12 protein-coding genes are annotated in these 14,020 nt (G+C 35.4%); 2 read left to right on the forward strand and 10 right to left on the reverse strand.

The window, feature by feature from the left end; translation table 11 throughout:
• A partial coding sequence (locus BMSHG_RS28350) for a response regulator transcription factor (RefSeq protein ID WP_019156985.1) occupies positions 1–555 on the reverse strand: 555 nt, incomplete at its 3' end.
• Between the two features lie 7 nt (positions 556–562).
• Positions 563–2,368: a sensor histidine kinase gene (locus BMSHG_RS23880; protein ID WP_019156986.1), complete on the reverse strand. Its 1,806-nt coding sequence runs from the start codon at positions 2,366–2,368 to the stop codon at positions 563–565.
• A gap of 139 nt (positions 2,369–2,507) precedes the next feature.
• On the opposite strand from BMSHG_RS23880, the gene BMSHG_RS23885 reads away from it, so the two are divergent.
• Positions 2,508–2,984, forward strand: coding sequence for a hypothetical protein (locus BMSHG_RS23885; protein WP_019156987.1), 477 nt, complete (start codon positions 2,508–2,510; stop codon positions 2,982–2,984).
• A 19-nt stretch (positions 2,985–3,003) separates the two neighbouring features.
• On the opposite strand, the gene BMSHG_RS23890 is transcribed toward BMSHG_RS23885, so the two are convergent.
• From BMSHG_RS23890 to BMSHG_RS23900, 3 genes are read right to left on the reverse strand one after another with little or no spacing between them, the layout of a single operon-like run.
• Entirely contained in the window at positions 3,004–3,351 is a 348-nt protein-coding gene (locus tag BMSHG_RS23890; protein ID WP_019156988.1) for a hypothetical protein, read from the reverse strand.
• Positions 3,329–3,742 (reverse strand): hypothetical protein, encoded by a 414-nt coding sequence (locus BMSHG_RS23895; RefSeq protein ID WP_019156989.1) that lies wholly within the window; start codon positions 3,740–3,742, stop codon positions 3,329–3,331. Before BMSHG_RS23895 ends, BMSHG_RS23890 begins: the two co-directional genes overlap by 23 nt.
• 10 nt (positions 3,743–3,752) lie before the next feature.
• Positions 3,753–4,931 (reverse strand): hypothetical protein, encoded by a 1,179-nt coding sequence (locus BMSHG_RS23900; protein ID WP_019156990.1) that lies wholly within the window; start codon positions 4,929–4,931, stop codon positions 3,753–3,755.
• 184 nt (positions 4,932–5,115) lie between these two features.
• Between BMSHG_RS23900 and BMSHG_RS23905 the strand changes: the two genes are divergently transcribed.
• Positions 5,116–7,254 carry a UvrD-helicase domain-containing protein gene (locus BMSHG_RS23905; RefSeq protein WP_019156991.1) on the forward strand — a complete coding sequence of 713 codons (2,139 nt, stop codon included), beginning with the start codon at positions 5,116–5,118 and terminating at the stop codon, positions 7,252–7,254.
• A gap of 190 nt (positions 7,255–7,444) precedes the next feature.
• On the opposite strand, the gene BMSHG_RS23910 is transcribed toward BMSHG_RS23905, so the two are convergent.
• The 5 genes from BMSHG_RS23910 to uxaC all read right to left on the reverse strand — a co-directional run bounded on the left by BMSHG_RS23910 (position 7,445) and on the right by uxaC (position 13,971).
• A complete protein-coding gene (locus BMSHG_RS23910) occupies positions 7,445–9,055 on the reverse strand; it encodes a mannitol dehydrogenase family protein (protein ID WP_019156992.1) in 1,611 nt (536 codons plus the stop codon).
• Between the two features lie 2 nt (positions 9,056–9,057).
• Positions 9,058–10,134 (reverse strand): mannonate dehydratase, encoded by a 1,077-nt coding sequence (uxuA, locus tag BMSHG_RS23915; protein WP_019156993.1) that lies wholly within the window; start codon positions 10,132–10,134, stop codon positions 9,058–9,060.
• A gap of 485 nt (positions 10,135–10,619) precedes the next feature.
• Complete coding sequence (locus BMSHG_RS23920) at positions 10,620–11,276, reverse strand: bifunctional 2-keto-4-hydroxyglutarate aldolase/2-keto-3-deoxy-6-phosphogluconate aldolase (protein ID WP_019156994.1); 657 nt, start codon at positions 11,274–11,276, stop codon at positions 10,620–10,622.
• A 279-nt stretch (positions 11,277–11,555) separates the two neighbouring features.
• A complete protein-coding gene (locus tag BMSHG_RS23925) occupies positions 11,556–12,503 on the reverse strand; it encodes a sugar kinase (RefSeq protein WP_019156995.1) in 948 nt (315 codons plus the stop codon).
• Between the two features lie 58 nt (positions 12,504–12,561).
• Positions 12,562–13,971, reverse strand: coding sequence for a glucuronate isomerase (gene uxaC, locus BMSHG_RS23930; protein ID WP_019156996.1), 1,410 nt, complete (start codon positions 13,969–13,971; stop codon positions 12,562–12,564).
• Between the last annotated feature and the right edge of the window lie 49 nt (positions 13,972–14,020).

Genomic DNA, 14,020 nt, shown 5'->3' on the forward strand with positions numbered 1-14,020 from the left:
GATGGCTTGTACTCGATTTTTCACTTGTAGTTTACCAAAAATATTGACGAGATGATTTTTCACTGTTCCTTCGGTCAGTTCAAAGGTTTTAGCAATTTGTTTGTTCGTCAGTCCTTGTCCGATCAGTGCCATAATTTCTTCTTCTCGATTCGTTAATGGCTCAATAAGGGGAGGAAGCGACTCTCCACTATCCACCTGTTCCTCAGCTAAGGCACGTTTGACTGTTTCTTCAATTCTTTGTTGAGAAATCGGTTTGATCATATAATCATAGGCATATACATCAAATGCTGAAAGTGCGTACTCCTTATGGGAGGTTACGAAGACGAGCTTAATTTGGGGATGAATTTCCCTTAAGCGTTTGGCAAAATCGAGGCCACTTTCTTTTGGCATGCTAATATCCACAAAAACGATATCCACTTCCTCATTTTGCAGAAATGAAAAAGCCGTTTCCGTATCCTGAAAAGCTCCCACAATCTCAACCTCACCAATTTTGGATAACATTCGTTTCATAATAATATGCATTGCTTTTTCATCATCAATCATCATTACCTTCATCCCATGTTCATCCTTTCTGAGTAGTTGTTATTAAACTAGAAGCCTTCTCGCAATAACCACTCGGCACTGAAAAATTAAAAATACTTCCCTCGTTTTGAACACTCTCAAACCAAAATTCTCCACCATTGATTTGCACAAAATCTCTACACAGTGTCAGTCCAATCCCAATCCCCCGCTCGCCTGCTGTTCCCGTTGAAGATATCGGATACACATGATCCTGGAGCAGCTCTTTCGCTTGTTCAGGAGGAATTCCTTTCCCAGTATCTTTAATGGAGATGATGATTTTTCCATCCACTTCTTTCGCATTTAAAAAAATGCTGCCATGATTGTCCGTGAATTTAAGTGCATTGCTCAAAAGGTTTCGTATAATGAGTTCTAGCATTTCTTTATCTGCATAAACGGACGTTTCTTTTGCAATATTAGAAATCACTTTAATGCTCTTAAGTTCAATTTTAGGTTGCAACAATCCAATGGTTCGTTCAATCGTCCGTGACAAATTCCATACGACAGGGTTGAAAACCATTCCCCCCTTTTGACTTCTAAACCAATCAAGTAAATTTTCAACAAGTGAAAACGTACTTTGAATTTGCTTATCCATCTCAACAACAACCTCATCCTGATTCTCGCCCAACCGCTTTAAATCTTCTTTTAGGATCTCCATCAAATTAATAAGAATCGAAAGAGGATCCCGAATATCATGAGCAACAACGGTAAACATCTTATCCTTGAAGGCATTTAATTCTCTCAATTGTTGTGAATGTTTAAGAAGTTTCTCTTCAGCACGAACTTCCTCTGTAATATCATTTAACAAGAGCATTTTTCCAACAGGATTTTCTCTTTTATCTCGAATATGGGAGGAGTATGCTTGAAAATACTTTGAATCAAAATGGTCTTCAAGCTTTATTTTTCTCTGAATGGAACCTTTTTCCGTTAACAATTCTAAAAGTATGGGTTGTGAATGAAAGATTTCCTGGATCGGTTGTCCAATCACTCTCTTATTTTCTAATTCTTTAAATATTTTTTTCGCAGACCGATTAAAAGTGGTCATTTGTAAATCGGGATCGACAACGATAACCGCTTCCTTCATAGATTCAAACACTTTTTCGTAAGCACGTGGAAGCAATTTAAACATATCGTACTGATGGATTCCCCACATGAAAAACACACCGGAGAAGAGAAAACCGATCGGAGCAATATCAATTGGTGTATCAATGAGGTTAAGCAAATAGATAAGAGTAATTCCGTAAGGCCCGCAGGAACCAATGAAAAGTAAGAGGACTTGCTTCTTCATATGACTCCCTGTTTTTCGATACATGCGAATTAGCATACCCATTCCAATGAAAACGAGAAAATAATTAAAGACTGAATGGAGAATATAGAAAGGTCCAGGTGTGGTTGATAGCAGTGGGAACCCTTCTGATTCATCGATGACCATCGTCCGATAAAACAGATAATGCCAGTCGTTTGTATAATGACTTACAAAGGTGAGAGTGGGCACTATCGCCAGCAGAAATATAAGCCACTTACGAAAGAATCCTTTACTGTTGGTGAAAAAAGCGATGGCATAAAACCATAAAAGTGTTCCAAAGGAGATGCCGATATATTCAATCTTAAGCCAGAATTTTATCTGTTCCATATTGGTACTAATAATTTCAAAAGCATATCCAAATGTATAAAGAGTACTTGCGGACATCCCTAAGAAAAAACAATAAGCTACCGGAATTTCTCTTTTTCTCCATGCCAGCACAGCGATATAAGCAAGACAACAACTGATTGCAATGAGCCCTACAAAAACAAAATAATTATATCCCATTTGTCGCTCACCCCCGAACTTTGTCGATTATTATCATATAGACTATGATAACATTAATTTTTCCTTTCCTATACTAACTAAGCTGGATTTTTCTTTGTGATATAGTAGGTTTAAACGAATGTCGAGTAGAGGTGATCGTATGACTCATTTTATCGAGTTAGAAAACGAGGAAATTTTATACTATGTCTATAATTTAAATTGGCTATTACCAAAGGAAAGTCAAGAGGCAGCCATTGAAATTTTATTAAAAATAAACCCAAATAAAGCGGATATGATCCTCCCGAAATATGGCAAGGAGTGCTGGGAAAACGGAGTATATGTATTGAAGAAAATGGGTTATCCACAAAATAAAAAAGCCCTTCCTAACTTGGCAAGATTACTCCAAGATCGGAATTGGCCTGGTGCCCTAGAGGCTATCGAATTATTTCGTGAGCTCGGCAAAGAAATTTCTCTTCCATATATAGAAAAAGAATGTACAGAAGCCATGCAGCAAAACGACCTCGATTGGTTGGAACATCTTTACTTCGCTTGCCTAAGTCTACATTATCGTGAAAAAGACTTTTCTAATAAGGAAGTGTTTGTTTTTATGAAGGAGAGTTCGGAATCACTAGATTAAGTGACTTTACAGATTCTAATTATTCCAATCTAGGAACACGTTTGTCTATGAGTAACTTATCGGCATTAACCGATGAAGTTGTTTCAATATCCTTATTCATAACATTGACACAACGCTCAAGAGTATTAATTAAATACGAATGTATTTCAGCATTATTATTAGAAGTAAATGTGTTGTCCTTCAATTCACTTAACATCAATTCTAAATCAATAATTAATTTCTCTTTTTTTGATATATTTTCCTCAAATTGATGTACTTTATGATTAAATATTGCTTTTTGCAAGTTAATTTTTGTTTCATAAGCTTGTTTTCCATCAGCAAAGCCTTCATTTTTACTTTTAATTTCAGTTTTTTTCAGTAATACCATACACATACCGCCAATCGGAATATTTTTTATCAAGAGAAATATTTTTCATGTGCTCAGAAGAAAAGGTCTGAATTTCAAATTTAAACAGCTCAATACAATTTTCCAATAGAATAAGCAACTCATTCTTCTTATCATCCGGTTGTTCTTTTTTTAATTCACGAATAAGCCATATTAACTCATCAATGATTATTTTCTTTTCATTACCTGTTATTTCAAATTCATTAGCTATTCTTTGAAATTCTTTTTCTAATTCCTCAATCACATTACTATACACATCACTCGCAATAACATAACCTTCTTTTATATAGTCTACCTTTGATTTAAATACTCTTTTATAAAGAGGATCATTTACTTGTAAACCTATCGTTCGAATAAATGTCGTTTTATTCATGTTATCTCCTCTAATCAATGTTAAAATTATACTCATTTCCTTGTATGAGTTGATTAAATTCATTATAGATAAATTCAGCTTTAACATTAGCAATAAATTTAGTATCTGTAGCGATACGATAAATCGTTACCAACAATCCACCAATATCTAAATGTTTTAAAGTTGGTGCTCCATTTAGGACAGATTCCATTGCAACAACGATAAGATTACTTGCAGATGCAATAAGATTGGAATACATAAGTATTTTTCTTGTTTTAACTTTGTACATGTCAAGAGTTTTATATTTTTCTTCGTTAAACATCATCCCGTGCATCATCGCTATTACTGTATTAATCAATGCAGAATAAGTTACTTGCTTTCCAACTGTTTTAAGATTACCCGCATCAATACCATATTCAGCAAGCTTTTGAGAAAAATGGGGGGACAAAACAATCGAGCCTGGGATAGGCAACCCCGCTTTTGAATATTCATCAGATTTAATATGGAACCATTGCTTAATCAAAGCCGCTGCTAAAATTTCAGGTTCATTAATTGTTCTTGTTTTAACCTGTTCAAACATTATCATCGTATGAGCATTTTGGACGATTTTTGCCTTCAAATACCCATTAGACATCAGGGCAGGTTCTATATGATAGGAATTAAATTTCCAGTCCGTTAATGTATTCGTCATTATATTTGACGTTCCAAATAGCCATCCTAAAAGTGGATCATGCCCTAGTGTCCTATAGCGATGGGCATTTCCACTTAATCCTAGATTGAAATCGCCACTCCCAAATTGAACATCATAGGGTACTCCTTTTGTTATGATATCGCTTAATGATGCTTTATACATCGTGCTTTCGGTTTGTCCATTTGAATCACCAAATTTGTCATTAAATAGCTCTGATTCTCTTTTCTTATACTCTTTTTCACTCACATCATGAGGAGTTCTACTCTCAAATGGAGTTAATAAATATTGTCTTAAACATTGCATGGCTACTGCCAAAAATAGAAATGAAATATCTTTTGCATCTAATTTTGTTGCTTCAGCAAACCTTTTATCAATATCCTTCATCACATATCGAGAGTTTTCTGCTATCCTCTTTATCCTTTTATTTTCTTCTATTATCATGTCCATATCTTTTTTTAGCAGCTGTGATTCCCTATCTAGATCTTTACTACGATTTACTAACCTCTCAAATTCGTCCATTGTGTAATTTAAGTCTCCTTCTTAAAGAGTTCGTTAAAGATCATTTCATATTATAAAAATACTACAATAAACCAAAGATAGAAATATCTATTTTTTTCCTTTTAATCGTCCTTTCAACATTCCTTCAAGTGTATAATAAAAAAATGGAAAGTGGTTATTTATACCTAAAAGAGGTGATGATTAATTGCACGAGTTACAACTAGAAAAAGACTATTTACGAAAAGTTTGTTTTGCTTTAGACACGAGTCTTAGAGATTTAGAAATTGAATACAGTAACTATAGCCCTTACGTTTATGCTGTTGGAGACATGTATAACGATTGGGATTTCGAAATAAAAAAAACGAATGCATTACGAGCAAAACAAACTTTCCCCGCAAAAATACAAAGGCTAAAAACGCTTAAAAACTCCCCCTACTTTGGGAAGATTTACATAGAAGATGAAAATGGTAAGCAACAATTCTATATTGGAGAAGAGGACATTCATTTAGAAAATAGGAATTTGGTGATATCATGGCGGACAGAATATGGAGATCTTTTTTATAAGAAATTGCCTATTGTAGTCCTGAATAGCGGAAATACTGTCAAATTATTCAAGATCAGAAATTTCAATATTAGGAATGGCCAATTATTAGATTACAATGACTATGAGATTATGCATATTGATAATGTAGAATCAGATTTATTAAAAGCTTATACAAAATATATTTCTAGCGATTTTCTCCAAAATCAACTTGTTAATAGAAACGCACAAAAGCTTAAACCTGTCTTCCAGACTATTGATCAGCTTCAAAATGAGATTATTCGCATGCCTATTAATCAAAATGTTATAGTACAGGGAGTCTCAGGTTCAGGTAAAACCACAATGGGATTACAAAGATTATCTTATGTTATTTACCAAATTGAAAAGAATAAAGGCCAATCTAAAATACTAGCCATATGTCCAAATAATCTTTTCTTAGATTATATTCAAGATCTTGTTCCTAACTTAAATCTGAATAACGTTGTGTTTGCATCCGTCCAAGACTTATTTTCTCATTTTTTGCCTAAAGATTTAAAAATAGCAAAAGCGAAAATAAGAGATGACTTAACATATCATTTTTTACACGCTTTAGACGAAAATAAGAGAACTATATATGCTAACTGGTTTAAATACAAAGGCTCAAAAGAATATGCTAACCTTTTGGAAACACATGTACAAAATATAAAGCAAAACCTGTTCAATAAGGACCTGACAAATATTCATCCTCTATTATCTAGATCATTAATGCTAAACATCTACGATAGACTTAAGCACGTTCCGTATAATATTATGGTTACTCGGGCAATTAGCTACATAGAACAAATATTAGAAGTTAAAGATAAACAGAGGTTGAATAATGTTTTACCCCTTATTAAACAAGAGTTTCTGAAAAAAAAGGTAAATGTTGAGATAGTCTATAGAGATTTTTTGAAAAATGGAGAATTATTCAAAACTGTGGAATTTGCAGAGTTAAATAGGAAACAAAATCAATGGTACGAAGAAGATATCCCTGCACTTATTTATTTATCTCATTTACTTGAGAATGTAAACGTTAAGGATTCTGACTTCAACCATATTTTCGTAGATGAGGCACAAGATCTAACATATATTCAATATATTCTATTGAAGAAAATCTATGAAGGAGCGAGCTTTACAATTGTTGGTGATTTAAATCAACAGATTTTTTTACAAAGGGGTATAAGTTCTTGGGATTCTATTACACCTATTTTCAAATGTAAACTTCTATATCTAGAGTATAATTATCGTTCATCTAAAGAAATTATGGATTTAGCTACTAGTTGTTTAATTGACCCGCTCTATACAGGAAGCGGTGTCTTAGAAACTGGAGTAAAACCCGTACAACTATTATTCAATAATAGAAATATAAAATTCGAGAAAATCAACTGGAAAAAAATTTATCATGAGTATATAGAAAAGTGGCTTCAAAAAAATGAATCTACCGCTATTATAACAAATTCTATTGAGGACTCTGAAAATATCGAACGCTTTTTAAACGCTATCGGCGTGATGGAAACCAATGTCATTAGCACCACCGAATCACTCTTGGATCATTCAAAGATAACGATCATCTCCGCACTTCAGGTTAAAGGATTAGAATTCAATAATGTCATTGTCTACAATCCCTCAGAGCGAGATTATCCGGTTAATGATTATTATTCAAAGTTACTTTACATGGTCTTTACGAGAGCATTATACAACATTGTTATTGTTGCTGTTGATTCCCCATCAAAATTGTTATTAAAAGCAGATATAGAATATCTATTTAAAAATAGACGAATTTAATTTCAAAAAATGAACTACATACCATAATCGCACCTTACAGATTAGCGGATTTCCCATTATCCCCTGTTTTTGAATGGGCAATCTCTTTTAATCTTAACTTTAAAAAAGCCCCACCATTATACAAGGGGGCTCATGTTGTGAATATGACTAAAAAACTCTAGCTCTCAAAAGAGTGCTAGAGTTTTTTTGATTATCCAATATATTTTTCTAAAGTATTACGGACTGCTCCAGGTCCTGCAAGCATTTCATGGAACATGCCTTCTATTTTTTCGCCGACACCCACCTCGTATAAGTTAATACCGAAAATGGATTCATTAGACAAGATTGATTTTACATTAGATGTTTGAGCACCCAGAGAAACATTAGCTAATGTTTCTTGAAGATCCTCTAAAAGTGGATCAGGGCTAAGTGTAAATTCATTGCCTTTATCATCGACACCTAAGAGATAACGGCACCATGTTGCAATCGCCAACGGAATCGCAGTTAATTCAGCAGGGTTTAAATCTTCTCTCTTCGCATAAGCCTTTATGGTTTCCCCGAATCGAATCCCTACTTTTTGTGACGTATCTGTTGCAATTCGTTGAGGTGTATCTGGAATATAAGGGTTTACGAATCGTTCGTTCAGTACTTCGTCTAAGAACGCCTTTGGACTAATAATGCCTGGGTCTACTACTACTTTTAATCCCTCTGTGTAGCCAATCGTTTCAACGAACTTTTTTAATGTAGCATCTTTCATTTCATCCGCAATTAACGTGTACCCTAGTAAACAACCCGAAACAGCAAGCGCTGTATGCAATGGATTTAAGCAAGTCGTTACCTTCATTGTTTCGATGCTATTAACTGTTTCTCTATCTGTAAAAATGATTCCTGCATTTTCTAAGGCAGGTCTTCCATTTGTAAACTTGTCTTCGATCACAAGATATTCACTGACTTCAGCATTAACGAATGGTGCTGTGTACGTATTCTTGCTCGTCACGATGACATCCATATCTTCAATTCCCTGAGTTAACAGAGCATCCTTAACGATCTCAGATGGGCGTGGTGTGATTTTATCAATCATGGATACCGGGAACGTAATTTTACTCTCATCCAATAGATAGGAAACGAAACTTTCCTCGACAAAGCCTCTTTTTTGCCATTCTTTCGCCATCGTTACCACACTGTGCTTTAACTTATCCCCGTTATGTGCACAGTTATCCATGCTGACGAATGTCATTGGATATTGACCTTTCAAATAGCGACGATAAGCGAGAGCCGTAACGATACTCATCGCATGGAGTGGTTGTTCCAATCCACTTTCAATATCTTTTTCAACAACTCCCAAATATTGACCAGCAGGATTCGTTAAGGCGTAGCCTTTTTCAGTAATCGTAAAGCTTGCCATTTGCAAGCTAGGATTTTCAAAAATAGCAACAAGTCGATTAATATCTTCAGGACGACTATTATCTGCCGTAATCCCCTCTACAATACTATTGATGACTGTTTTTTCAAACTCACCATTGGACTTCATCGTCACAAGTAAGGTTAAGTTATCATAAGGTTTATATGCCTTGTCAATCATTTCAAAATCGAATGTTTCAGCTGCAATAATTCCCGTATCCGCTAACTTTTCGTTAAGCAACTTTTGATGGGCATTGGCGATAAAACCTCGAAATATATTCCCAGCACCAAAGTGAACCCATTCTGGTTTTTCCTGTGTATTTTGGGCTATTTGCTCGAAATCAAATTCAGGTAATGTAACATCTGCTTTTTTCCAAGCTGCAGCTTCATTAGTGATGCTGTTTCTTGTTAAACGTAACATCTTTATTTTCCTGCCTTTCTCTTTTCAAGACTATCCCATACTCCCAGCATGTACATAATTCCTAGTGCTCTATCATACAAGCCATATCCAGGACGACAATTCTTTTCTTCTCCCCAAAGATGACGGCCATGGTCAGGACGAATCATTCCCGTAAAGCCATTATCATGGTAAGCTTTAAGACACTCGTATACATCGACACTGCCATCTTGTCCACGATGAGATACTTCAATGAAATCTCCGTTTTCAAAAACTTTTACATTACGGATATGGGCAAAATGAATCCGATCATGGAATTCGCGAATCATTGCTGGTAAATCATTGGCTGGATTCGAACCTAGTGAACCTGTACAGAATGTTAATCCGTTATATGGACTATCAACTAAATCAAGGAATCTACGAATATAATCTCTATTACGAATGATACGTGGTAACCCAAAAATAGGCCAAGCAGGATCATCAGGATGAATGGCCATTTTCACATCATATTCTTCACAAACAGGAATCACTCTTTCAAGGAAGTATTTCAAGTTATCGAAAAGGATATCATCCGTTACTCCCTCATAAGCTTTAAATAAATCATCTAATTTTTCCAAGCGTTCTGGTTCCCATCCAGGCATCGTAAATTCGCCAGCACCTTCAAGAATTCGATTAACCATTTCTTTCGGATCATCTGTAATAGCCGCTTTTTCATAAAATAATGCATTTGAACCATCAGGAAGTTCTTTATACAATTCAGTTCTTGTCCAATCAAATACAGGCATGAAATTATAGCAAATTACTTTTACGCCAACTTTAGATAATTTTTTAATTGTATCGATGTATACATCGATATACTTATCTCTACTCGGCAAACCAATTTTAATATCGTCGTGAACATTTACACTTTCAACTACTTCTGGACTAAAGCCCTTGCTTCGGATTTGGTCAGCAACCTCTTGAATTCTCTCCATTTCCCATACTTCACCAGCAACTTTATCATGTAAAGACCAAACAATTCCTTTTACACCTGGTATTTGGCGAATGTGATCAAGCGTAATGGAGTCATTGCCTTCACCATACCATCTCCATGACATGTTCATCTAATTCCACTCCTTCATGTATTAGCTATATTCGTTTCATAAATTAGTTCTCTAAAAAATGTATACAAGATCTTCTGTAGAAAATAAGAAACTATTCAAAAATCTACATTTTCTTGTATACAAGATATATTTAAATCTTAAGTCATCTTGGGTTGCTTGTCAACTTTAAAATAGCCGTTATCATTGCTCATAATTTGCTTACACTTCAGCAAATAGATAGCACCATAGGGCATCATCATGTATACTAGTTTCGACATTTAATAAGCCAGAGCTATTCAAAAAAAATATAAGGAAGATAGCTGCACGATGTATAGATTAGAAAGATTTTTCACTCAATTAAGTTCATTTAAAACGATGGAGCGTAAAGCTTGAAACTTTTGGCAAAAAACGCAATGAGAATCCAAAAGAAATAGTAGTGAATTCTATCCGGCCTAAAAGCTAGTCTCTTCGCTTTCGCTCCATGAGCTCTCACTAAATATCAAGTGCTAACGAATGGATTGTTTTGCTTGTTTCACTTTTTCAACGTACTGTCGAGCTAAATCAGTCACTTTTGTATAATCTCCATCTGCCTTCGCTGCATTCACTAAGTTGCCTCCAATACCGACAGCTACACAGCCATTACCGATCCATTCTTGAATATTGTTAGGGCTAACTCCGCCTGTTGGCATAATATTAATTTGTGGTAATGGTGCTTTTACAGCCTTTACAAAATCAGGACCAACCGCACTTCCTGGGAATAGCTTAATGACATCTACCCCATACGTTAATGCTTCTTGCATTTCCTTAATCGTGATACATCCAGGCATATACGGAATTGCATATAAATTACAGAGAAGAGCTACCTCTTTATTAAAGGCAGGACTAACCACAAATTCTGATCCAGCCATAATTGCTAGTCTCGCTGTCGTTTCGTCCAATACAGTACCTGCTCCAACAACAACGGTTGGATCATTTTTATATTCAGCGACTAAACTTTTGATTACTGCATCAGCGTCGGGCGTTGTATACGTAATCTCTACACAGGTAATGCCTCCTTCAATACAAGCTTTTGAAATAAGGATTGCTTCCTCAGATGATTCGGCCCGTATCACTGCTACCACTGCATTATTAGAAATTTGCTGCAATGTATTGAGTTTTTTCATTTTCTATTCCTACCCTTCCAAGCATTATTAATCGTCTCATGTGATAAATTGAGCATTTGCTTTGTTTACAACGCTGTTTTCGTATAGATTGTGGTTATTTGTAAAAACCCAGAAGCCGGTTTTTACCCTCATATCAAGGTTATGGCTATACATGAAGTGTGCGACGGCACTTTTCGCCCCCTAAATCAGGCATGTTGTCTCTTATTGCTTTCCAAAAACAACAAGTTTTTTTCGAAGAAAATAAACAATATATGCGAAAAGAGCCATTTACAAATAATATCAATCGGACGTTTGAATAAATTTTTCTAGCTTATCTCGAGATGGTAAACCTTCATTATCACTTGCTGACATAAGTTGAATTGCTCCAATGGCATTTCCTCGAATAACCGTATCTTCAATCGATAATCCTTCCGCCAATCCACTTACAATACCGACCGCAAACCCATCTCCAGCACCAACCGTATCTACGATCTCTTCTACTTTAAAGCCTTTAATGTATTTCCCCTCGCCTTCCTTCCCTTTAACATAAGCACCCTTCTCACCAAGCTTAATCACAACGAGTTTTGTATTTCCTGTTAAATAGAAATCGGCAATCTCTTCTGGTTCAGTGTAACCAGTTAGAATCTTTCCTTCTGAAATGCCAGGGAGAACAACATCAGATTTTGCAGCTATTGCATTTATGCTCTTGACCATTTCTTCCTCACTGCTCCATAAATGCGGTCGAAGATTTGGATCAAAAGTAATGTACGCTCCATTTTTTCTACCTTCCTCAGCGAAAAAATGGGACACAGCTTTTGTTTCAGGTGACAGCGCCAAAAAGACTCCGCTAAGATGAATGTAATCAAAGGTAGCGAAATTGATTTTCTCTATTTTTTCTACATTGAGCTTCGTTGCGGCACTATTTTTTCGAAAGTTTGCTACATGCGGATCACCAGTCAATACTTTTTCTTTGATTTGCAGCCCGGTTAAGTACTCATCACTTTGATAAACAAAATGGCTATTGATATTCTCTTTTTCAATATACTTTTTAATTGATTTTCCAAGTGGATCATCTCCCACTTGAGTTGCGTAATATACATCATGTTCTAATCGAGCCAGTCCCACACTAACATTTAGTTCCGCTCCAGCAATGGATCTCGTAAACTTCTTTACATCCTCAAGCTCTCCCACTTCATCTGCGACGAATAACCCCATCGCCTCTCCTATAGTAATTATCTTTTTTTTCATTACATATCTACCTCACGAATTAGTAGTCGTCTTACTATGGAAACCAAATTTTTAATAACTACCTCTCAACCTTAGTAGAAAAATATCTGTTTGCATTATTAAAGGAGATATCCTGTATGATTTTACCGATAAATTCATAGTCACGAGGGATCTCCTCTTCTTCAATCCATTTGCCAAACAACTGACAGAGAATCCTTCTAAAGTACTCATGCCTTGTATAGGATAGGAAACTTCGCGAATCTGTTAACATCCCTACAAACAGGCTTAAAAGACCAGCATTTGCTAGTGCTTTCATCTGTTCCATCATGCCTTCTTTTTGGTCATTGTACCACCAGCCCGTTCCAAACTGGACTTTCCCCTTCATCTCACTTGATTGGAAATTCCCAATCGTACTTGCAATCAATTCATTATGCATAGGATTCAATGTATAAATGATTGTTTTAGGCAAAGAATTATTTATTTCCAGACTATCTAAAAATTGATTTAAGGGACGTGCAAGTTCAAAATCATTAATTGAATCAAAACCAGCATCTGGTCCTAATAAATTGAACATTCTTGTGTTGTTATTTCGAATCGGCCCAATGTGCAATTGCATAGCCCAGCCGAATTTATGGTATAGCTCACCTAAAATTTTCATCGTATACGTCTTGTGTTTGTCTTCCTCTTCTTTCGTAATCGATTCACCATTTAGAGCTTTGGTAAAAATAACTTTTAATTCTTCTAATGATGCTTCACTGTACGGCAAATATTCAAAACCGTGGTCAGAAATACGACAACCATGTTCATGGAAGTAAGAAACCCTGTCTTCAAGCGCTTGTAAAAAGTCATCAAAACCTCTAATTTCAATATTCGCTGCTTGCCCTAACTGAGCCATATATTCTTTAAAAGCCGGCTTTCGAATATCCAATCCTTTATCTGGTCGGAAAGAAGGAAGGACTTTCGTGTTGATATCCCCATTCTCAGCAATTTTTTTGTGATATTCTAGAGTATCAACCGGATCATCCGTTGTCCCAATCACCTTCACATTGCTTTTTTTAATCAAATTCCGCACCGAAAAATCTTCAGATTGAACAACTTGATTACAATGCTCCCAAATCTCTTCCCAATTTTCTTCTTTAACCGCCTCCGTGTAGTTAAAATAACGACTTAACTCTAAATGAGCCCAATGATACAAAGGATTTCCCATCGTATAAGGAATCGTTTGAATCCACTTCTGAAATTTCTCTTTATCATCACTATCACCAGTTATATATTTTTCCTCGACACCAAAAGCTCTCATTGCCCGCCATTTATAATGGTCCCCATTTAACCATACTTCCGTTATATTATTAAATCGTTTATCTTCAGCGATTTCTTTCGGACTTAAATGGCAATGATAATCGTAAATTGGCATTTGTTTCGCATACTCGTGATATAGTACCTTTGCACTTTCTGTATTTAATAGAAAATCATCCGTTAAAAATTTCATATTAAGACCTCCATTACTTTCATATAAAAATGGCCACTTATTCAAATAA

It is taken from the genome of Robertmurraya massiliosenegalensis JC6, assembly GCF_000311725.1.
Lineage (GTDB): Bacteria > Bacillota > Bacilli > Bacillales > Cytobacillaceae > Robertmurraya > Robertmurraya massiliosenegalensis.